This window comes from Geminicoccus sp. (assembly GCF_035556675.1).
Classification (GTDB): Bacteria; Pseudomonadota; Alphaproteobacteria; order Geminicoccales; family Geminicoccaceae; genus Geminicoccus.
The window spans coordinates 1-20645 of sequence record NZ_DATMFZ010000378.1; the positions used below are offsets into that span (position 1 = coordinate 1).

19 protein-coding genes, 1 tRNA gene and 1 pseudogene are annotated in these 20645 nt (G+C 68.0%); 6 read left to right on the forward strand and 15 right to left on the reverse strand.

The features are described 5' to 3' along the window. Positions 1-111, forward strand: a 111-nt coding sequence (locus VNS22_RS26720) for an IS3 family transposase (RefSeq protein WP_325738096.1), incomplete at its 5' end; no start/stop codon positions are given. Positions 112-122: 11 nt separating this feature from the next. Here VNS22_RS26720 and VNS22_RS26725 read toward each other — a convergent pair. The 3 genes and pseudogenes from VNS22_RS26725 to VNS22_RS26735 all read right to left on the reverse strand — a co-directional run. Then, positions 123-248, reverse strand: a pseudogene (locus VNS22_RS26725) (transposase); the annotation flags it as partial. A gap of 337 nt (positions 249-585) precedes the next feature. Next, entirely contained in the window at positions 586-1620 is a 1035-nt protein-coding gene (locus VNS22_RS26730; protein WP_325738007.1) for a DUF2955 domain-containing protein, read from the reverse strand. Beyond that, positions 1610-2572: an HlyD family secretion protein gene (locus VNS22_RS26735; protein ID WP_325738009.1), complete on the reverse strand. Its 963-nt coding sequence runs from the start codon at positions 2570-2572 to the stop codon at positions 1610-1612. Before VNS22_RS26735 ends, VNS22_RS26730 begins: the two co-directional genes overlap by 11 nt. An 863-nt stretch (positions 2573-3435) precedes the next feature. Here VNS22_RS26735 and VNS22_RS26740 point away from each other — a divergent pair. Further along, positions 3436-4332: a LysR family transcriptional regulator gene (locus VNS22_RS26740; protein ID WP_325738010.1), complete on the forward strand. Its 897-nt coding sequence runs from the start codon at positions 3436-3438 to the stop codon at positions 4330-4332. 20 nt (positions 4333-4352) lie between these two features. On the opposite strand, the gene VNS22_RS26745 is transcribed toward VNS22_RS26740, so the two are convergent. The 4 genes from VNS22_RS26745 to VNS22_RS26760 all read right to left on the reverse strand — a co-directional run bounded on the left by VNS22_RS26745 (position 4353) and on the right by VNS22_RS26760 (position 9029). Further along, positions 4353-4721 carry a cytochrome c family protein gene (locus VNS22_RS26745; protein ID WP_325738011.1) on the reverse strand — a complete coding sequence of 123 codons (369 nt, stop codon included), beginning with the start codon at positions 4719-4721 and terminating at the stop codon, positions 4353-4355. Between the two features lie 53 nt (positions 4722-4774). Then, entirely contained in the window at positions 4775-6934 is a 2160-nt protein-coding gene (locus tag VNS22_RS26750) for a xanthine dehydrogenase family protein molybdopterin-binding subunit (RefSeq protein ID WP_325738013.1), read from the reverse strand. Continuing rightward, a complete protein-coding gene (locus VNS22_RS26755) occupies positions 6931-7413 on the reverse strand; it encodes a (2Fe-2S)-binding protein (protein WP_349261901.1) in 483 nt (160 codons plus the stop codon). Before VNS22_RS26755 ends, VNS22_RS26750 begins: the two co-directional genes overlap by 4 nt. A 683-nt stretch (positions 7414-8096) precedes the next feature. Beyond that, entirely contained in the window at positions 8097-9029 is a 933-nt protein-coding gene (locus tag VNS22_RS26760; RefSeq protein ID WP_325738016.1) for a methyltransferase domain-containing protein, read from the reverse strand. A gap of 413 nt (positions 9030-9442) precedes the next feature. Here VNS22_RS26760 and VNS22_RS26765 point away from each other — a divergent pair, with 413 nt between their 5' ends. Next, on the forward strand, positions 9443-10702 hold the full coding sequence (locus VNS22_RS26765; protein WP_325738018.1) for a hypothetical protein: 1260 nt from the start codon (positions 9443-9445) through the stop codon (positions 10700-10702). Positions 10703-10769: 67 nt separating this feature from the next. After that, positions 10770-11189, forward strand: coding sequence for a hypothetical protein (locus VNS22_RS26770; protein WP_325738020.1), 420 nt, complete (start codon positions 10770-10772; stop codon positions 11187-11189). Positions 11190-11383: 194 nt separating this feature from the next. Here the strand turns inward: VNS22_RS26770 and VNS22_RS26775 are convergent. The 5 genes from VNS22_RS26775 to hemC form a co-directional block, all read right to left on the reverse strand. Next, positions 11384-11459 (reverse strand) — tRNA-Thr (locus VNS22_RS26775). Positions 11460-11537: 78 nt separating this feature from the next. Next, on the reverse strand, positions 11538-12905 hold the full coding sequence (locus VNS22_RS26780; RefSeq protein ID WP_325738022.1) for a heme biosynthesis protein HemY: 1368 nt from the start codon (positions 12903-12905) through the stop codon (positions 11538-11540). Between the two features lie 61 nt (positions 12906-12966). Then, a complete protein-coding gene (locus tag VNS22_RS26785) occupies positions 12967-14370 on the reverse strand; it encodes a hypothetical protein (protein WP_325738024.1) in 1404 nt (467 codons plus the stop codon). A 119-nt stretch (positions 14371-14489) separates the two neighbouring features. Beyond that, positions 14490-15197 (reverse strand): uroporphyrinogen-III synthase, encoded by a 708-nt coding sequence (locus VNS22_RS26790; protein ID WP_325738026.1) that lies wholly within the window; start codon positions 15195-15197, stop codon positions 14490-14492. Next, on the reverse strand, positions 15194-16105 hold the full coding sequence (gene hemC, locus VNS22_RS26795; RefSeq protein WP_325738028.1) for a hydroxymethylbilane synthase: 912 nt from the start codon (positions 16103-16105) through the stop codon (positions 15194-15196). The genes VNS22_RS26790 and hemC overlap by 4 nt, the downstream gene beginning before the upstream one ends. A gap of 56 nt (positions 16106-16161) precedes the next feature. Here hemC and tsaD point away from each other — a divergent pair, with 56 nt between their 5' ends. Continuing rightward, entirely contained in the window at positions 16162-17232 is a 1071-nt protein-coding gene (gene tsaD / locus VNS22_RS26800; RefSeq protein ID WP_325738030.1) for a tRNA (adenosine(37)-N6)-threonylcarbamoyltransferase complex transferase subunit TsaD, read from the forward strand. Between the two features lie 34 nt (positions 17233-17266). Here the strand turns inward: tsaD and VNS22_RS26805 are convergent, their stop codons facing one another. Next, positions 17267-17767, reverse strand: a complete 501-nt coding sequence (locus VNS22_RS26805; RefSeq protein WP_325738032.1) for a DUF3280 domain-containing protein — start codon at positions 17765-17767, stop codon at positions 17267-17269. A gap of 16 nt (positions 17768-17783) precedes the next feature. Then, positions 17784-18761 (reverse strand): GlxA family transcriptional regulator, encoded by a 978-nt coding sequence (locus VNS22_RS26810; protein WP_191060917.1) that lies wholly within the window; start codon positions 18759-18761, stop codon positions 17784-17786. A 265-nt stretch (positions 18762-19026) separates the two neighbouring features. Between VNS22_RS26810 and VNS22_RS26815 the strand changes: the two genes are divergently transcribed. Beyond that, the gene (locus tag VNS22_RS26815; RefSeq protein ID WP_325738037.1) at positions 19027-20277 is read left to right on the forward strand and encodes a sarcosine oxidase subunit beta family protein; all 1251 of its coding nucleotides are present in this window, start codon (positions 19027-19029) and stop codon (positions 20275-20277) included. A gap of 59 nt (positions 20278-20336) precedes the next feature. Here the strand turns inward: VNS22_RS26815 and VNS22_RS26820 are convergent, their stop codons facing one another. Continuing rightward, the gene (locus tag VNS22_RS26820; protein WP_325738039.1) at positions 20337-20624 is read right to left on the reverse strand and encodes a GIY-YIG nuclease family protein; all 288 of its coding nucleotides are present in this window, start codon (positions 20622-20624) and stop codon (positions 20337-20339) included. Between the last annotated feature and the right edge of the window lie 21 nt (positions 20625-20645).

The following is a 20645-nucleotide window of genomic DNA, read 5'->3' on the forward strand; positions in this document are numbered from 1 at the left end:
GAAGCCCGCCGTGACCTGTTCGCTTACATCGAGGGCTACTACAATCGAAAGCGTATCCACTCGGCTCTCGGCTATATCACACCCGAGCAGGCCGAACGGAACACTAGCTAACCCCCTGTCCGCCAAATCGGGGGAAGATCATGACAACGCTGGCCGGCATCCTCCCGCACCAAGACCAGATACGGCGCTACCAGCGCCCATTCTTCATCAGACACATCAGAAGGGTAAGGCTTGCGGACATGGCTCATGCCCCCAAGCCTGACCACTACACCCCGTCAGGTCCATAACAGCCTCTAGGTCAGGCTTCAGCACCCGCCTGGAACCACCGCTACCCCGGCCACTCAACCCTTCTTGGACAGTTTCTGAGAAGAGGGCCCGCTCCTTCATGGGTGTCTTGTGCGTTGCCGCCACTCTCGGCTGGCTCAAGAACTACCGGGCCCTAAACGTCGTCGGCCGTGAAGCGGACAAAATGTTCGTAAAGTCCCGCCAGAAGCGTACAATCATTCTGTTGGTTGCCGACCCGGTCATGCCCGATTCTCCTTTCTAGTGCCCCAGATTGAAGGCTGAAGGGGTGCAATGCTGATCTCAATCGTTCGACCATCGTGTCGCGGGCAGACGGTTCAGCATGTGATGCAATAGCAGGATGAAGACTAACATCAGTGATATAGAGATGACCACGGATACGCCGCGGTACAGTGAGTTCTGGATCAAGTCATCTGACGGCTGGAGCTGACCAAACAGGATCGCCAACGCGGTAACGGCAGCGAATCCTTTTCCTGGCCCGGTTCGGCTTCGTGCGTGATCCGCGCTGAACCACAAGAGACCAATAAGGAACACGCAGGCGGTAAGAGGCCAGAAGCCTGAATGCCCAGAGATCGCCAGCTGCGCCAGCGTTGCGTGGACCGAGCCGACAACCGAACCGTGAAGCCGCGCATAGCCAGCGCTCCAAATGCCTTCGTGGCTGAGTCCGAGGAGTATCAGAACCGTCGCCATCTGAGCGCTCAGCGAGTCGCTTGCCTCGAAGATCTGGAAAAAGACGAACGATCCGGTTGCGCCCACGGCACAAAGCAGAACGAGATGATGCCGCTGCGCCGCCGACCGCGGAGGAGGTGCGCGAGGCGTGCGAGGTTCGACATCCGGAAAGACAGCAAAGGACAGGAGGTAAGATGCAACGCTGAAGACGAGGGAGCCGCCTACGGCCCAGAACAACTGTTGCCAGGATACTTCAGGATAGCTTCCATAATGAACCAGGGCGCTGCAAACGCTTAGTGAAATTGCTCCAAACATGAATAGTCTGCGGGGACTGGTCATCAGTCGAAAGCAGACGATGACGAAGGCCAAGTATGACGCCGTCATGAGGACCGGATGCACGGAGAACACTCCGAGCATGATGCCTGCCGCAATCATCCCAGTCGGTGCTGCGACGAGGAACTGCAAGGCAATGTGGCGGTCGAGTGCTGGCGAAAGACCGATCAGGACGAGGGGGTAGACGGCATAGAAGGCCGCATACGGCAGCGAAAGGAGCGTCGCCAAGGTCCAGCCAGCAAAAGCACCGGATGCCATACGGCAGGCGAGGCGCCAGTCGTTTGCGCTCAGTCCGGGAACGGGTTCAGTAGACATAGCGCGCCAGGGCAAACAGAACGATCTGAGCTTTGGCAAACAAGCGGAATACGCTCGGGCTGTCCGGGACGAGCTGGACCGTCGCGCGAGCACCACTGACAAGGTCCGGTGGGGCGTCCAGCTGTACGTTCACGCGCACGCGCTGGGCCCGACGGATCCAGCGATCGGTTTCAACCGGCTGGGCGAGTGTGCCGTCGGCATCGACCTGTCCTTGGGCGATGCCGGCATCAATGGACACAACGCGACCTGCGAACACGCGCCCGGGTAGCGCATCGAAGTTGACCAGCGCTTGATCGCCGATCCTGACCTGCGTCAGTGCTTTCTCCCGGAAATCGGCGGCGATCGTCGGTGTGCGGCCGACAACCGTCAAAACGGGAGTTCCTGCAGCGATGTAATGGCCCGGGCGGAGGCGCATGTTGACAACAATACCATCTTCCGCCGCGACAACCTTCGTCAGCGTGAGATCACGCTGCGCGACGGCTAGTTTGTTGCGAGCTTCCCGCAGGAAAAGATTGTCGGGCCCGTCATCTCCGCGCTTGACAAGGCTGGACCGCAACCGGGCTTCTGCGACTCGGACCAGAGCCAGAGCTTCGTCGCGTGTGGCGGCAGCGGATTCGGCCATGCTGATGGGAACAACTTTGCGTTCACTCAGTTGCGCCTTCCGTTCGGCTTCGCGTATCGCGTCATCCGCCGCCGCTCTTGCGCTGGCAACTGCGGCACGAGCTTCGGCAATGTCGGCATCCCACTGGCGAGTGGTCTGCTCGGCTTCTTCAAGCGCAAGTTGCGCCGCTTCGACGGCCAGCTTGTAACGAGTGGGGTCGAGCTCGAACAGAACTTGACCAGACTCAACCGGCTGGTCATTGGCTACGTTCACCCTGACTACGGTGCCAGAAACTTCCGGTGCAACACGGGTCGTGTCGTAGAGGACCCGCGCCTCCGGTGTGATGGGCATGAATCGATCGGCCACCACAGCATACAGAAGCAGCAGGGCAGCGGCAGATACCGACGCACAAACACTGCGACGGAAGCGTTGCTCGGGAGTAACTGAGGAACGTGTTGGAACGACTGTCATTGCGAAGCTGTCCTAGATCGTCCGGCGTCGCTACGCAGCACGCCGCGTACACCGGTGGCCGCGCATCTCCGTATCGCCCACCGATACAAGGCGCTCTCCGAGCACAGGTACCGACGTATGTACCCGCCGGGCTCCGGCCTTGATGACTAAATGGATTGCTCGAGCACCCATCCGGAAGGTGCGGATCATCGACATGTATGTTCACATGATGTGAACGTCGTTTCGGTTACTTTGCTTCTCCGGGTTGCCTGCCGGTGAGATGGCTTGCCCGCCCGGCAGCAGTCGAAGTCCAGCTCGGCGCCACCGCTTGGCCGGCCCAGAGACTGGTGAAGTCGGTCGAACCGCGCCCTTGTATTCATTGCTCAGCCGGCACGGCGAGGCCAATCCTGCCGGACGGTCCATAGTGCAAGGAGATCCAGCGTTGTGTAACCGCCAATCCCGCTGCCATGCACGGTCTGGCCGTTCCCACGGCACGTGCGGGCCTCGGTCCGCGTCATTTCGCGCAACTGTTCCGTGCGGAGATTGGAATGACGCCGGCGATCTAGGGCAAATCGATCCGTATCTAGGTGGCGAGGCGCATGCTGGGGGCAGGCGGACGTCCGAAGCAAGCGGCCGCCGCCAGCGGCTTTGCTGATGTGGATACGTTCCGGCGTGATTTGGCGCCAACTGGGCGTGACACCAGCCGAATGCCAACACCTTCATGCAGGCCCGATCTCGATTCCCGCCAGGATGGGAAGTGACCGATGGATCGACTCAAGGCGATGGAGACGTTCGTCCGCGTCGTGGACACCGGCAGCTTCTCCAGGGCGGCAAAGGCGCTCGGACTGCCGCGCTCCTCCGTCACGATGACGATGCAGCGCCTGGAGCATCACCTCGGGGTGCGGCTGCTGCATCGCAACACGCGGCAGCTTCGTCTGACCGACGAAGGGGAGCTCTATGTCGAGCGCTGCCGTGCCATCCTGCTCGACGTCCGGAGCGCGGAAGACAGCCTGCGTCCGGACGGGCGCGTCAGCGGGCGCCTGCGGGTCGACATGCCCCCGTCCATCGGGCGCTCCATCATCCTGCCGGCGCTGAGATCGTTTCGCGAGCGCCATCCTGACGTCGAGATGGCGATCGGTATGACCGACCGGCTGATCGACCTCGTTCAGGAGGGCGTCGACTGCGTCATCCGTGCAGGGGCGCTCCGCGATTCCAGCCTCATCGCCCGGCGCGTCGGCAGCTATCGTTGGGTGGTGTGCGCCTCGCCGGACTATCTGGCCCGCCACGGCGAGCCGCGGGACGTTGCGGCGCTCGCCGACCACGTGCTGCTCGGCTATTCGTCGGCGCGCAACGGCCGCCCCGACAGATGGATGATGGACGAGGGAGACGTCTCCCACGCGATCGAGCCGCAAAGGGGCCTGGTGGTCGACGAGACCTTCGCGCTGCTGGATCTGACCGTGGGAGGCTTCGGGCTGACGCGCCTGTCGGACTTCCTCGTGGCCGACCACATCGCACAAGGGCGCCTGCGCGAGGTGCTCGGCCATTGCCGCTCGGATCGGGTGCCGATTTCGGTGCTCTTTCCGCCGTCGCGGCAGGCGTCGCCTCCCGTCCGGGCGTTCATCGACTGGGTGACGGCGCTTTTTGCCAGCCGCGGCTCATGACACACGCGGACTGGTCACGGCTATGGCGCGGCTGACGGAGAGGCCAGCGCCTTCAGATAGGCAATGACGTCATGGCGATCGTCGGCCTTCGGCAGAGGCATGGTCATCCGCGTGCCAGGCACCAGCTTGGCCGGCGCCTCCAGGAACCGGTCGAGCGTGGCTTCATCCCAAGCAAGGCCGCTCGCGGCCAGGGCCGGCGAGTATTTGTAGCCGGCGACCGAGGCAGCCGGCTGCCCGAAGATGCCGGCGAGGCCGGGCCCGACCCGGTTCTGCGTCGTGGCCGTATGGCAGGCGGCGCAACGCTTGAACACGTTCTCTCCCTTGGCGGGGTCGCCATCGGCCCGCGTGGGTTGGATGGTCGAGGCAAGCAGAAGGGTGGCGGCGAGCATGCCGAAGATTGGTCGCATGGAACACCTATGGAATGAGAGGGAGGGACGATGCGCTATCCGCCGAGTGCTTCCGGCGTGATCGGCAGGTGCCGCAGACGCGTCCCGGTGGCCGCAAAGACCGCGTTGGCAACAGCCGGACCGATCCCGGACGTACCGGCTTCCCCGACGCCGAAGGGTTCCGTGCCGCTCTCGATGACGTGCACGGTGATCCGGGGGGCTTCGTCCATGCGCACCGCCTGGTAGCTGTCGAAATTCCCCTGTTCGACGCGTCCGTCTGCGAAGGTGATTTCGCCATAGAGGGCGGCGGAGATGCCGAAGATGGCGCCGCCCTGGATCTGCGCTGCGACGGTATCGGGGTTGATGACCTTGCCGCAGTCGATGACGGAGGTGACCTTTGTCACCCGCGTGAAGCCCTGCCGGTCGACGACCACCTCGGCGACGAGCACCAGGATGGTGCCGCCGAAATCCTGCAGGAGGCTGATGCCGCGGCCTGTCCGTTCGCCCGCTTCGCCTTCGGGCAACGGCGTTCCCCAGCCCGACCTCTCCGCCGCCAGGTCGAGCGCGGCGCGCAGCCGGGGATCATCGGCCAGGTGCATGCGGCGGAACGCCAGCGGATCGATGCCCGCGGTGGCCGCCAGCTCGTCCATGAAGCTCTCGACCACGAAGGCGTTGTGCGTGGTGCCCACGCCGCGCCAGAAGCCGGAGCGGTAGGCCGGGCTTTCCCGGCGCACGTAATCGACGTGGAGGTTCTCGAAGGCGTAGGGCCCGACCGCGCTGGTGACTGCGTCAGGATCGAGGCCGTCGCTGCCGATCGCGGCCGGCAGCCAGCGCGTCAGCGGCGATGGACCGACCACACGGTGCGACCAGCTGGTGACCCGCCCGGAGGCATCGAGACCCGCCTTCAGCAGGTTGAGATAGGCCGGGCGATAGAAGTCGTGCTGGGTGTCCTCCTCGCGGCTCCACACGATCTTCAGCGGATGATCGACCTGCCGGGCGAACAGCACCGCCTGGGTCACGTTGTCGGATTCGGCGCGCCGCCCGAAGGAGCCGCCGAGATACTGGTTGTGGACCACCACCTTATCGACAGGCAGGCCGGCGGCCCTGGCCGCGGCGGCCTGCGCGCGTGTCGCCGCCTGGGTGCCGACCCAGACCTCGCACCTCCCGTCGTGCAGATGGACCGTGCAGTTCAGTGGTTCCATCGGGGCATGGGCGACCATCGGCAGGCGGTAGGAGGCTTCGACGGTGCGCGCCGCGCGCGCGAAGCCGGACATCACGTCGCCGGCGGACGGGCCGGGAACGGCATCTCCCGCCGCGGCCGCCTCCAGATCGGCGAACAGCGCCTTGGTGGAGAACGTGGCGTTCGGACCATCGCCCCAGGCGACCACGAGAGCGTCGAGCCCCTTCTTTGCGGCGGCCCAGTGATCGGCCACGACGGCGACGGCATCGTCGATGCGCAGCACGCCGCGCACGCCGGCGACCGCGCGTGCCTCCGTATCGTCCACCGACACAAGGCGCCCGCCGAGTACCGGCGAAGCCATGACGGCCGCTACCTTCATGCCGGGGAGCTGCACGTCGATGCCGAACCGTGCGGTGCCCCGCACCTTCGCGGCGGCATCCAGCCGCCGGTGCGGCGTGCCGATGAGGCGAAAGCCCTCGCCCTTCAGCGGCACGTCACGCGGCACCGGCAGCGTTGCAGCATGCTCGACGAGATCGCCATAGCCGATCCGTCGTCCGCTGGCGGCGTGCAGCACGGCGCCGTCACGAGCCTGGCACGCGGCAGCATCCACGCCCCACACTGAGGCTGCGGCGGCAATCAGCATCTGGCGCGCGGTGGCGCCCGCCCGTCGCATCGGCTCCCAGGCCGCGCGCATGGAGAGCGAACCGTCGGTCTCCTGGTGGCCCATGATCGGATTGGCGTAGAGCGCGTTGTCGGCGGGCGCATGCTCCACCGTCACGGCGTCGAGGCCGATCTCGAGCTCCTCGGCGATCAGCATCGGCACCGAGGTGTAGGTTCCCTGGCCCATCTCGACATAGGGCACGATCAGCGTCACCGCGCCGTCGCGAGCGATACGCAGAAAGGCGTTGGGCGCGAAGTCCGGCGTCGTGCTGGACGCTGCGCCCGCGTCCAGCGGCACGCCGATCGTCAGTGCGCCCGCGGCCGCCGTTCCGGTTACCACGAAGGCCCGGCGGGAAAGCCTCGGATGCCCGTTCATGGTTGGCCCTCCGTGCCGGACCGGAGCCGCAGGGCCGCGTGCCTGATCGCATCCTTGATGCGGTTGTAGGTGCCGCATCGGCACAGATTGCCCGACATCGCGGCGTCGATGTCGTCGTCGGTAGGACTGGGATTCTCGCTGAGCAGCGCCGTCGCCGACATGATCTGCCCAGGCTGGCAATAGCCGCACTGGACCACTTCCAGGTCGAGCCAGGCCTGCTGGACGTGGCGGCCGGCATCGGATGTGGCCACACCCTCGATGGTGGTGATCTGGGAGGAGCCGATCGACTCGATCGGCAACTGGCAGGCGCGCATCGCCGTGCCGTCCACATGCACGGTGCAGCAGCCGCACAGGCCAGCACCGCAGCCGAACTTCGTGCCGCTCATTCCGAGTATGTCGCGCAGTACCCAGAGCAGGGGCGTGTCCGGATCCGCATCCACCTGGCGGATCGCGCCGTTGACGACGAGATCGAAGGTCATGTTGCTGTTCCGGCATGCATGAGTGTCGCCGCGTGCCTGCCAACGGATGCGCCGCATCGAACCGACGGGCATCTGTGGGTAGGCTCCGGCCTTGATCACTAATTTGTTCGAGCACCCATCCGGAAGGCGCGGATCATCGACATGTATGTTCACATGATGTGAACGTCGCTTCGGTTACTCTGCCTCTCTCCGGGCTGCCTCTCGGTGGGATGGCGTGCCAGCCCGACAGCAGTCGAAGTCCGGATTGGCGCCACCGCTTGGCCGGCCCAGAGACTGGTGAAGTCGGTCGAGCCGCACCCTTGTGTTCATTGCCGCAGCGGGGCAAGCACAGCACCGGCGGTTGGAAAGGCGGGTGCGAGATCGGACATCAGCCCCCCTCGCACCAGCGCGGCCGGCAACAGCTACCTGACCGGCTGGCTCGGCAAGGCGCGCGTCGTTGCCTTCTGGAGGGACGGTGAGGATCCGGACGGCAACCCGGTCGCCGATCCTGCAGGTCTGCGTCGCCAAGCCCGGCGATCGTCCGCAGGAGCGGCCGGTGCGGCTGGCCAGCGCGTTGACGGCGAGGCGGCGCCAGGAGCGGGCAATGCGCGGCGCCGTGACGCTCCAGGTCAGACAAGGAGGTTCAGAGGACACCTGATGGGCATCCTGGCGGCGCCGAGCGTGTTCCTGGGGCTGGCTGTTGTTCAGCCGGGTCGCCGAGCGATGTAGGTGACGAAGTTGGAGCCGGCGAAGAAGGCGCCGTTTTCCGAGGCCTGGAACTGGTCGTCGACGTAAGCCTGTACCTCGTCCGCCGTAGCCACACCGGCCCTTGTCAGGAAGACAGGAAAGGTGCGCAGGGAGCCCAGGAAGAAGTCACCCCTGCCGACCTCGTTGAGCACGTAGGTGCGCCAGTCGACGAGGTCGAGGCCAAGGTGGCGGAAGACGCGCGGCAGGGTCCGCATCACCCGCGGGTTGGCGATCATGGCGCGGATGATCCGCTCGTCCCACAGGCGGCCCTGTTCCGGGTCGAGGGTGCCGAAGGTGTAAGTGGCGTAGTCGCCGTCGAAGACGACCAGCGTGCCGCCCGGCCGCAGCACCCGCCGGGCCTCCGCCATCACCCGGTCCGGCGCATCGACATGGCTGATCACGGTGTGGGCGATGACGAGGTCGAAGCATGCATCGGCGGCATCGATCGCATGCGCGTCACCCACCTTCCAGACAATCCGGTCATCTACTCCCTCTTCCACGGCTTTGCGCTGTCCCACCGCGACGAGCTGCTTGCTGAGTTCCAGAGCGGTGATGACCCCGCCAAAGCCCGGACGCCGGATGATCTCGCGCACCTCGACCCCGGTTCCCGCCCCGATCACGAGCACCTTATCTGTTGCCTTGAGATCGAGCCGGTCGAGATAGTCGTGGAGCATGCTCATGTAGCGCGAGCTGGCGCGGCGTCCCTCCAGCCGAACCGCCATCGCCTCGACCACTTCCGGCTCGAGTTCATGAGTGCGGCCATAGATATCGATGTTCGGCATGATGGCTCCTGCGGATAGCAGACCGCCATCAGTCTTCTGGGCGCAGCGGCGGGTCCTGGTCTGCATGATCCATCGCATTTCCGGAACGCGCCAGTGTGGATTGATCATCGTCTAGGTGCTGCCGGGGCGTCCTGTGGGGCCACGAGGCTGAGGGCAGCTTTGCCCGTTAGCTCCTGATCATTCTTCCCATCTGGGTGGCGATGGGTACACCGGCCGTCGGCCTCGTCTACAGCCCGAAGTTCCATGGGGTGATGGCGCTGTTCGGCGAGCCCAGCGCCTGCACCGACGTCCCCGACTTGGTTCACCTGGAACGAGGCCAGTGCGCTCACGCCCCGTCTCCACGCTGCGGTCTGGGGCCTCTAGCACCCGACGCAGGCGATAGCGGTGATGGTGGCGCGCAACGTTTCGCTCCTGACCATGTTCGACGGCAAGCAGGAGAGCAGCTGCATCTTTCCGCAACGAGAGTTGCCCGCTAGAGAGGCCTGCAGCGCAAGACGGGAAGGTTGGGTGGGCAGGCGACCTTGACGATCGTGCGCTCGTTGCTGTCCGCAGGTGAACTTTGCCGCGCCCGGGGTCTCGGGCCGGAGGCGTTGCGGCATCTGCAGAGTGCCAAGCTGCGGCGCATCGTGGAGCATGCATTCGCGACTGTTCCCTTCTACCGGCGGCTCTGGACGCGCTATGGGCTTCGTCCTGACCATGTGCAAACCGTCGACGACCTCCACCGCCTTCCCGTGGTCGACAAGAGCGAGCTGCAGGCGACGCCCGTGCCGTCGCGCCTGAGCGCCAGCTTCGACCGTTCAAGCTTGCTCGAGCTGCGAACCAGCGGCTCGACCGGGCGGCCGATGACGCTGTTCCGCGACCGGGACTTCGCGAGCCACCAGAGGCTCGTGTTCCTGAGGGCACTGCTGGCGGCGGGCCTGCGCCCCTGGCACCGGCTGTTGCTGGTGACGGGTGAGAATGACAGCAAACGTGCGGGGCCGCCTGGCTGGCGCTACGTGTCGAGCGAGGCACCCGTTGAGACCGTGCTCGCCGCCATGCGGGCGCATCGCCCCCATATGGTCTATGGCTTCCTCACCCCGCTGCGGCATCTGGCCGAGGCGGTCCGCGAGCGTGGCCGCCCGTCTCCGCTGCGGGCAGTCGTAAGCACCGCCGAGACTTTGGACAACGCCACCCGCACCATGCTTGAGGAGGCCTTCGGAGCCGAAGTCTTCGACATCTACGGCTGCACCGAGGTCGGGCCCGTGGCCTGGGAGTGCAGCGCGCACGACGGCTACCACCTCGCGGCCGAGACGACGATCGTCGAGTGCCTTCCACAGGAGGCTGGTGAGCTCTGCGCCGTCGTGCTCACGAGCCTCGATCTGCGCGCGATGCCGCTGATCCGCTATGCCTTGGGCGACCTCGCATCGCTCAAGGTGGGACCACCCTGCCGTTGCGGCTGTCGGCTGCCCAGGCTGGACCGCATCGAGGGCAGGATCGCCGACTGCGTCCGGCTGCGCGACGGACGCGTACGCTCGCCTTATCACCTGACGCTGGCGCTCGAGCAGGTGGAAGGTCTGGTCCGTTACCAGGTCGTGCAGACTGATCTGGAACGGTTCCTGGTGCGGGCCCAGGGCGGGGCGGAGCCGCAGATCGGGCAGCGGATCGCGGCGGCGCTCCGCCGCGAGGTGGGTGCCGCTGCTAACATCGAGGTCCGCTGGGAGGCCAATCTGGAACCGCCGCGCGGCCACAAGTTCCGGGTCGTGGAGTGCCGCCTGCCGACAGGGGCCGTGTATGCATCCTGAACCTCACCTGCGAGCGGCGCCGCGGGCGTCAGTTCCTCGCCGAGGCGATGGTCCGGGAGCGTGCCCCATGTCGGCCGACGTGGGGGCTCGGGTCGAGATCCCGGCACAGGAGCAGCGGCTGGCTGAGCTGCGGGAGCGGCTCGCTTGGGAGCAGGGCACAGCCGAAGCTGAGCGCCAGCGCGACGAGGAGGCACGGCAGGAAGTCGTCAAGGGTCTGGTCGAGGCGCGGGTCGCTGCGGTGGCCAAGGTGGCGGCGGCGATCACGGCTCTAGTTGTCGTCGCTGACATCGATCTCCTGCATCCGTGCCTCAATCTCGGCGCGCAGCGCAGGGGCCTCTCCGTCCGGACAGTCGATGATGGCCAGCTCCAGCCCCGGCGCGATCCGGCCCCTGCGCAGCGCCGAGGCCACGCCAAACAGCAGCTCCGGCCGCGACAGGGCATCGATGCGCAGCACCTCCTGCAGGCGCGGCGGGGCGCGCCGGATTAAATTGGTGGCCCGTCGTCCTTGTGGACCAAGTGGCTCGCTAGCCCGACATGTCGTGACGCTATCAAGGCCGGTCAGAGTGATTCGGGCGGCCTTGTTCGTTGCCGCCATATGCCCGCCATTCTTGCTGGTGACGACATGGTGCCGACACGGCGAGAGCTGCGGGAAGGGGACCTGGGCTAAACCCTTGAGAAAGCTGGTGCCGCCTGGGTGACTCGAACACCCGACCTACGCATTACGAATGCGCCGCTCTACCAACTGAGCTAAGGCGGCCCCGGCACGGCGGTTGGTAGACGGCGGCGGGGGCAGCGTCAATCCTTCTGACGGCCTTCCGACAGGTGCCGGACGCGGTCAGGTGGCCGGCTGGATCCGGTCGGACTCGCTCAGGATCAGCATGGGGCCGGGCGGCTCGGACAGGCCGGCCAGGGCCGACACCTTGGGTGGGGTGGTCCAGCGCAGGGTGTCGAACTGGCCGTTCGGGCCGAACGCCTGCCACTGGGCCAGGACCGCACCGGTGCCCTCGCAGACCCAGGCCGGGTCGGGTGCTGCGTCGACCGCCCGGGTCAGCCATTCCTGGACCCGCTCGGCCGAGGCGCCGGAGGCGCGCTCGACCTCGGCCATCAGGCGGAACACCCGGGCAGTGGGCTCGAGCTGCAGGGCGCGCTCCAGGAGCTCGCGCGCCCGGTTCCAGTCCTGCGCGTTGATCGCCAGCTCGGCCAGCGAGACATGGGCCTCGACATGGTTGGGCTGCAGGTCGAGCAGGCGCTGGCAGCGGCTGAGCTTCTCCGCCGGCGTCTCGTTCGGGACCAGGCCGGCATAGGCCTGCGCGATCAGCGGGTGGGGGCCTGCCCCCCAGCTGCGCTCCAGGATCTTGCGCGCCTCCGCGGACTTGCCCAGCCGGCGCGCCACGTCGGAGGTGACCAGGGCCGCCGGCACGAAGCCAGGCTGTAGGTCGGTGGCCTTGCGGCCCTCGCGGATCGCCTCGCGCAGCTTGTCGTGCTCCACCGCGTCCACCGCCAGCATGTGCAGGAGCACGGCGCGGCGCCTTGTGATCAGCGCCGGCTCGAGCAGGCGCAGGCGCTGCATGTCCTCCAGCATGGTGATGGCGTCGCGCCAGCGCCCGGTGCGGGTGAACAGGTCGAAGGAGGTCTGGATCACCCAGGGAGCGGCGGCATGCTTGCGCCGGGCGAGGCCCAGATAGTCCAGCGCCTCGTCGTAGTTCTGCCGGCGCATGGCACTGGTCAGGAGGCCGCGGATCGCCAGCAGCTCGGTGGCCGGGTCGTCCAGCATCTCCTTGTACTGCTCCTCGGCCACGTCCTCGCGCCCTTCCAGGAGTGCTGTCTGCGCGGTGAGCACCCGTACCGCCGGGTTGGTCGGGATCAGCTTCATCGCTTGGCGGGCATGGCCGCGCAGCCCGGAAGGATCGCCGGCCGCCGCCGCGACCAGCCCCATGGACAGCTCCTGCCAGCCGCGCAGCTCGCGCGAGCGCCGGCGCCAGCCGCGATAGCGGCCGGGCGCATGGGTCAGCCAGCGATAGAGCTCGATCAGGATCGCCAGCACCAGTGCCGCGATGGCGATCCCCAGCACGAGCATGCCCAGCCGCATCTCGATCACGGCGTCGCCGATGTCGATCGTGGCGCTGCCGGGATGGTCGGCCAGCCAGGCGGCACCCGATGCGATCAGGAGGGCGACGACGAGAAAGATGAGCAGGCGGACCATGGGACGCTTTTTCTTCGGTGCGACGGAGGCGGCAAGGGGAAGGGCTGCCCGGATGGGCTGGTCAGCTCGGCCGCACCAGCAGCTCGCCCAGATGTTGGCGCAGCAGTTCCGCGGCCGCCTCGGCGTCGGCACGCGCCTTCGCCCGCTGCAGCCAGGCCGCCACCTCCGGCTGGTCCTTGTCGCCGCGCGCCTCGACCGCCGCGATGGCGCCGGCGAGGTCGCCGGCGGCCAGCTTCTGCTGGGCGCCGTTGTCCTGGCCGTCCTCGCCGCCGTTCATCACCGTGCCGTCGCGCCGCTTGACCGTGACCAGGCCCAGAATGTTGCTGCGGGTCTGCTCCACCCAGTCGTCCGAGCTGGCGGTGACCGCCACCCGGTCCAGTTCGCCCAGCTGCTCCAGGAGGGCAGCCCGGGTCGGCACGCCGGTGGCAGCGCTCGGGCGCAGCTTGTCGGCCGCCTGGGCGATGGTCGGGTCGGTGGCCGCGGTCTTCTCCAGCACCGCCTGGGCGGTCGGGAAGGCGGAGCCATCCGCCAGCGCGTCGTTCAGCTCGCTCAGCGCCAGCGCGGTCGCGGCGCCGCGCCCGTCCTGGGCCAGCCGCTCGTCCACCCGCTGCTCCAGGGCACCGATCTTGTCGCCGACCGCGGCGATGCCGAGCTGCGCCTTGCTCGCCAGGTCGCTGGCACCTGCCTCCAGCGCCGCGATCTGGCTGGCCTGACTGGCCAAGGTCGACTGCAGGGAGGACAGGGTCGCCTCGGCCTGATTCAGGTCGGCGAACTTGGCGCTCATCGCGGTCTCGGCCGCGGTCATCCGGTCGGCCAGCGCCTGGGCGCGCTCGGTGGCGCGTCGGTCGGCCTCGGCCTGGGCGGTGGTCAGCGTGTCGACCCGCCGCAAGGTGGCGTCCGTGGTGCTGGTCGCCTCGCTCACCCGCGCGGCCAGCTGCTCGCCGAACGCCCGCAGGTCCTGGACATCCTTGGTCGCGTTCTCGACCTGCGCCTGGAGCGGCCCCAGATCCGGCACCTCGGGCACCGGGCGCGCCTCCAGTTCCGCGACCTTGCTGGCCAGCTCCTGCTGGGCGCTCTGCAGCGTGCCGACGGTACCTTCCTGCTGCTGGGCCTGGCCGGTCGCCTGGTCCAGCCTGCCGCCAAGCTCGGCCACGCTCGCCTGCACCGCATCGATCTGCTGGGTCAGCTCCTGCGCCCGGTCGTCCAGGCCGGCCATGGTGTCAGTGCGCTGCTCCAGCGCCACGATGCGCTGCTCCACCTCATCCGATGGCCGCAGCTCCGCCACGGCGGCGTCGATCCGGCCCTGCACATAGTCCGGCAGGAACAGGAAGCCGCCCACCAGCACCAGCGCGCCGCCGATCACGCCGCCCACCAGCGCCGCCGTCAGCCGCCGGTAGCCGCCGGGCCTGGAGGCTGCCGCTCCGGGCTTCATCTCCTCGGCGGTGCTGTCGATCACGTCGGCCATGTTTCTTCCCGGGGCGTCGATAGTCGAAAGGCTGCTCGATCATGCGATGAACGGGCACTGGATGCATGCCGTTCCTGCCTCGAGGCGGCGGGGACGCCGCTCAAGGCAGGATGGGGCTATCACTCGGGGGCTGGGGCTTCAAGCAGGTCGAGCAGGGCCGCTTCCTCGGGCCGCGTGGCTACCCGGACACGCCGCAGCCGCCCGGCGGGCAGGGCGGCCGCGACATTGGCCGAAAGGCACAGCGCCTCGGTGCGGGACAGGTCCAGGTCCTGGCTGAGTGCCGCGAACAGGCTGGCGGTGCGCGGCGAGAACAGGAGCACGGCCTGGACCGCCCCTTGGGCCAGCGCCTGCCGGGTCTCCGCCATGAGGCCGGCTGCCGGCAAGGCGCGGTAGACGATCCGCTGGATCAGGGTGAAGCCGGCTGCCTCCAGCCCGGCCTTCAGCTCCGGGCGATGTTCCGCGCCGGCCAGGTGCAGGAGTGCCCCGTCCACCGGCCTGAGCGTGGCCGTGAGCTGCCGGGCCATGCCCACGGCATCTCCGGGCCCGGCGAACACGGGTGCCGTGGTCAGCGTGCAGGCCGCACGCGCAGTGGCCTCGCCCACACAATGGACCGGCAGCGGGCGCGGCAGGGCTGCCAGTGCCGGTGCGGCATGACGGCTGGTCAGCAGCACCGCCTGGACCCCCGCCAGGTCGGGCAGGCTGACCGGCAGTGGCCGGATCTCCAGCAGCGGGTCGATCAGGGTCCGCCAGCCTTCGGCCTGCAGGAGCGCTGCCAGCCGCACCGAATCCGCGCGCGGCCGGGTCAGCAGCAGGCAGGGACCGTTCATGCCTGCTGCCGGGCCAGGAGCTCCTGGCCGACCTCGTCGCCGAGCGTGAGGGGGTCGCTGCCTTCCGCACCCGCCCGCGCCACCCTTCTCCCGTCCGGCGAAGCGACCAGCCCGTCCAGCCGCAGCCGCCCGTCGGCCAGCTGCCGGGCCAGCCCCGCGATCGGCGTGCGGCAGGAGCCGTCCAGCACCTGGAGCATCGCCCGCTCGGCACGGATGCAGGCATGGGTGAGGGGATCATCCAGCTTCGCCAGCAGTTCCGCCACCCGCTGGTCGTCCAGGCGCGCCTCGATGCCGATCGCACCCTGGGCCACCGCCGGCAGCATGACGTCCGGCTCGAGCGGCACGGACGGGACGTCGTGCATCCCCATCCGGTCCAGCCCGGCCTTGGCCAGGAAGGTCGCGGCCACGTCGCCGCGCGCGAGCTTGGCCAGCCGGGTCTGCACGTTGCCGCGCAACGGCACGACCTGGAGGTCCGGGCGATGCGCCAGGAGCTGGGCCTGGCGGCGCAGGGAGGCCGTGCCGACCACCGCATCCGGCGGGATGCTTTCCAGGCCGCCATAGGGGCCGATCAGCAGGTCGCGCACGTCCGCGCGCGGCAGGACGGCCAGGATCGCCAGCCCGTCCGGCAGGACGGTCGGCATGTCCTTCATCGAGTGGACGGCGAGGTCGATCTCCTTGGCGTAGAGCGCCTCCTCGATCTCCTTGGTGAACAGGCCCTTGCCACCGAGCTCGGCCAGCGTGCGATCCTGGATCTTGTCGCCGGTGGTCTTGATCACCTTGATGGTGACGGCGTCCTCGATCGCCAGGTCCGGCCAGGCCTGGAACAGGGCAGCGCGCACGATCTCCGCCTGAGCGAGCGCCAGAGGCGAACCGCGCGTGCCGATATTGAGCCGGATCGGGCTGGTCATGATCTCTTCTAGGACGTAACGGACGGCGCCTGAAGGCGTGGCTGGAGTGCTTCTCTTTGGCAAGGGTCGTTCTCGGGATCGAGACATCGTGCGACGAGACCGGTGTGGCGCTGGTGGACGAGAACCGGCGGATCCTGGCCGAGGCCGTGCGCACCCAGGTCGAGGAGCATGCGCTCTATGGCGGGGTGGTGCCGGAGATCGCGGCGCGCGCCCATGTCGAGAGCCTGGACCGGCTGGTCCGCAAGGTGATGGACGAGGCCGGCCTGGGCTTTGGCGAGCTGGCCGCGGTGGCCGCCACCGCCGGGCCCGGCCTGATCGGCGGCCTGCTGGTGGGTCTCACCACCGCCAAGGCGATCTGCCTGGTCCACGGTCTGCCCCTGGTGGCGGTCAACCATCTGGAAGCCCATGCGCTCACCGCCAGGCTCACCGACGACGTGGCCTTCCCCTACCTCCTGCTGCTGGTCTCGGGCGGCCACTGCCAGCTGGTCGAGGTGAACGGGGTCGGCAGCTACCGGCGCCTCGGCAGCACGGTGGACGACGCGCTGGGCGAGGCGTTCGACAAGGTCGCCAAGATGCTGGGCCTGGGCTTTCCGGGCGGGCCGGCGGTGGAGCGGGCGGCAGAGGCCGGCGATCCCGGGCGGTTCGACTTCCCCCGGCCGATGCTGGGCCGGCCGGGCTGCGCCTTCTCGTTCAGCGGCCTCAAGACCGCGGTGCGCCAGACGATCCTGGCGCTGGGGCCCGAGGCGCGTGCAGCCGTGCCCGACATCTGCGCCAGCTTCCAGGCCGCGGTCGCGGCCAGCGTCGCCGATCGCACCCGGCATGCGCTGAAGCTGTTCCGCGCGCATCATCCGGGGACCCGGCCGACCCTGGTGGTGGCCGGTGGCGTGGCCGCGAATGCCGCCTTGCGCGCAGCCCTCCAGGCATTGGCCGCACGGACCGACAGCCGGCTGGTCGTCCCGCCGCCCCGGCTGTGCACCGACAACGGCACCATGATCGCCTGGGCGGGCATCGAGCGGCTGCGCCTGGGCCAGACCGACCCGCTGGATACGAGGGCGCGGGCCCGCTGGCCGCTCGATCCCGATGCCGAGCCGGCGCTGGGGGGAGGGGTGAAGGGGGCCAAGGCCTAACCGGCGGCGCCACGCTCCGCTGCCGGTCGTGGCATCACTCCAGCGCCTCGAACTGCTGCCGCAGCCGGTTCTTCCACAGCGCCCGGCCGCCGCGCTCCCACATCTCGTCATTGTTGCCGCGGATGTCGACGCTGCCGCCAGCCACGGGCTGGCCGGTGGCGACCTCCTGGCCGCGGGCATTGATGTTGAGGATCAGGTTCGAGACCTTCTGCACCGTGCCGGTGACGACGATGTCGGCGCCCAGCTCCCGCGCCAGCTCGATGGCGCACTTGGCGCAACTGTTGAGCGAGCGCTCGTTGGCCACCGCTTGGACCGGCGTCACGTCGATCAGGGTGAAGCCGGGCAGGCCCGCGATCGCGTCGCGCAGCTGCGGCGCCAGCCGGTTAAGCCTGACGGTCTCGGCGGGGTCGACCCCTTCGATCTCGCCATCCAGGCTCGTGTCGATCAGCTCGAAGTCGAACACCGCGACCGTGCGCTCGGCCGCTCCCGCCGGCAGCGCCAGCAGGAGGAGCAGGGCAGCCGGCAACCATCTCATTCATGTCTCCAAGGGCTCACGCCGCCGCCAGGCGCTCCTGCCTGGGGGTCTTGCCGTACATCTGCCGGTAGCAGGTCGAGAAATGCGAGGCGGACACGAAGCCGCAGGCGCAGGCGACGTTCATGATCGGCAGGTCGGTCTGGTAGAGCAGGTGGCGGGCGCGCTCCAGGCGCAGCTCCAGATAATACTGGGCCGGCGTGCGGCCGAGATGCTTCTTGAACAGCCGCTCCAGCTGCCGGCGCGACATGCCGACATATTTGGCGAGCTGGTCCTGGCCCAGCGGCTCCTCGACATTCGCCTCCATCAGCTCGATCGCCAGGATCAGCTTGGGATGATGGACGCCCAGCCGCACCCGGATCGGCATGCGCTGGCGGTCGTCCGCACTGCGCACCCGGTCCAGGATGCACTGCTCGGACACGCGCGCCGCCAGCTCGTCGCCATGCGCCGTGGTGATCTTCTGCAGCATCAGGTCGAGCGCCGCCGTGCCACCGGCACAGGTGAAGCGGTTGCGGTCGATCTCGAACAGGTCGGCGGTGACGTTGATGTCGGGGAAGGCCTCGACGAAGCCCGGGATGTTCTCCCAGTGGATGGTGCAGCGATAGCCTTCCAGCAGCCCGGCCCGGCCCAGGATGTGGGCGCCGGCACAGATCGAGCCGATCTGGGCGCCGCGCCGGTCGGCCCAGCGCAGCCAGGCCAGCACCTCCTTGTCCTGGTAGCGCTCGGAATGCAGCCCGCCGCAGACCACGATGGTGGGCGGCTGGCTGGCCGGGATCTCGAACTTGCCCATGGGCAGGTCGACCGCCGTCTCGATGCCCACGGAGGAGGCCACCGGCTGGCCGTCCTTGCTCAGGATCACCCAGCGGTACAGCTCTTTTCCCGACATCCGGTTGGCGATCCGCAACGGCTCCAGCGCTGCCGCGAACGCGATCATCGTGAAGCTCGGAACCAGCAGAAACGCCACGATCTCCGGTTGACTCCGGGTCTGCTCGCTCATCCTGACCCTTCTGGCGCAAGGGGAAGTCCGGCCGATCTCCCACGGTGGCAGTTTCGTGTTTGCGACACAAGCTTGCCTCGTACCGGAAGGTCACTTGAAGCCCGCCGGACCACCTGGATGCGACATCCTGCCGCGGACTTGCCAGCCGGTGTCGCTTTCGCGGCAACCACCGGCCGCGGTGCCGCTAGACGGAGGCCGATGCCTGCCGCTACTCCTCCGCGCTTAGCGGCCCCTTCACCGGCCGGACCACCAGCATGACCCGAGCATGACCCGCTTCTCGATCTTCTCGCTGGCGCGGAACGCCCTGTCCGGCCACGCCAACTGGCCGGCCTACTGGCGCAGCCCCGAGCCCAAGCGGGGTTATGACGTCGTGATCATCGGCGGCGGCGGCCATGGCCTGGCCACCGCCTACTACCTCGCCAAGGTCCACAAGGTGACCAATGTCGCGGTGCTGGAGCGCGGCTGGCTGGGCGGCGGCAATACCGGGCGCAACACCACGATCTGCCGCTCCAACTATCTCTACGACGAGAGCGCCGGCCTCTACGACCATGCGATGCAGCTCTGGGAAGGGCTCTCGGCCGAGCTGAACTACAACGTGATGTTCAGCCAGCGCGGCGTGCTCATGCTGGCGCACAACACCCACGACCTGCAGATCGCGCGGCGCACCGTCCATGCCAACCGGCTGAACGGCGTGGACAACGAGCTGCTGACCGCGGAGGAGGCCAAGGCCTTCTGCCCGCAGCTCAACCTGTCGAAGGACATCCGCTACCCCGTGATCGGCGCCGCCCTGCAGCGGCGCGGTGGCACCGCCCGGCACGATGCGGTCGCCTGGGGCTATGCACGTGGTGCGGATCGCCTGGGCGTCGACATCATCCAGAACTGCGAGGTGACCGGCATCCGGGTCGAGGGCGGCCGGGCCGTGGGTGTCGAGACCAGTCGCGGCTACATCGCGGCTGGCCGGATCGGCTGCGTGGCGGCCGGTCATTCCTCGGTGGTGGCGGGCATGGCCGGGATCGAGCTGCCGCTGGAGAGCTTCCCGCTCCAGGCGCTGGTGTCCGAGCCGGTCAAGCCGGCCTTCCCCTGCGTGGTGATGAGCAACACGATCCACGCCTATATCAGCCAGTCGGACAAGGGCGAGCTGGTGATCGGGGCCGGCACCGACCAGTACATCTCCTATGCCCAGCGCGGCGGGATGCAGATCATCGAGCATACGCTGGAGGCGATCCTGGAGCTGTTCCCGATCTTCTCCCGGATGCGGATGCTGCGCTCCTGGGCCGGCATCGTCGACGTCACGCCCGACCGCTCGCCGATCATCGGCAAGACCCCGGTCGGCAACTTCTTCATCAACTGCGGCTGGGGGACCGGCGGCTTCAAGGCCACGCCCGGCTCCGGCCACGTCTTCGCCCACACCCTGGCGCATGGCGAGCCGCACCCGATCAATGCGCCCTTCACCCTGGACCGGTTCGTCAACGGCCGGCTGATCGACGAGGCGGCGGCGGCGGCGGTGGCGCATTGATGCTTGGTCGTGCTCGCCTCTCATCGTCATGGCCGGCCTTGAGCCGGCCATCCAGTCCTTCACCGGACGATATCGTCCCAAAGGTCCCGCCAGTCGGGATTGATCTTCTCGATCAGTGCCAGCTTCCAGTCGCGCCGCCAGCGCTTCAGGCTGGTTCCCCGCTGGATCGCCGCAGCCATCTCGTCATGGACTTCGTACCAGACCAGCGACTTCACGCCGTACCTTTCGGTGAAGCCTGCAACTGCTCCAGTGCGGTGCTCGTGAACACGACGGACCAGATCTCCGGTCACGCCAATGTAGAGCGTGCCGTTGCGCTGGCTGGCCATGATGTAGACGAATGCCGCCATGCCTCACCATCCGGAAAACTG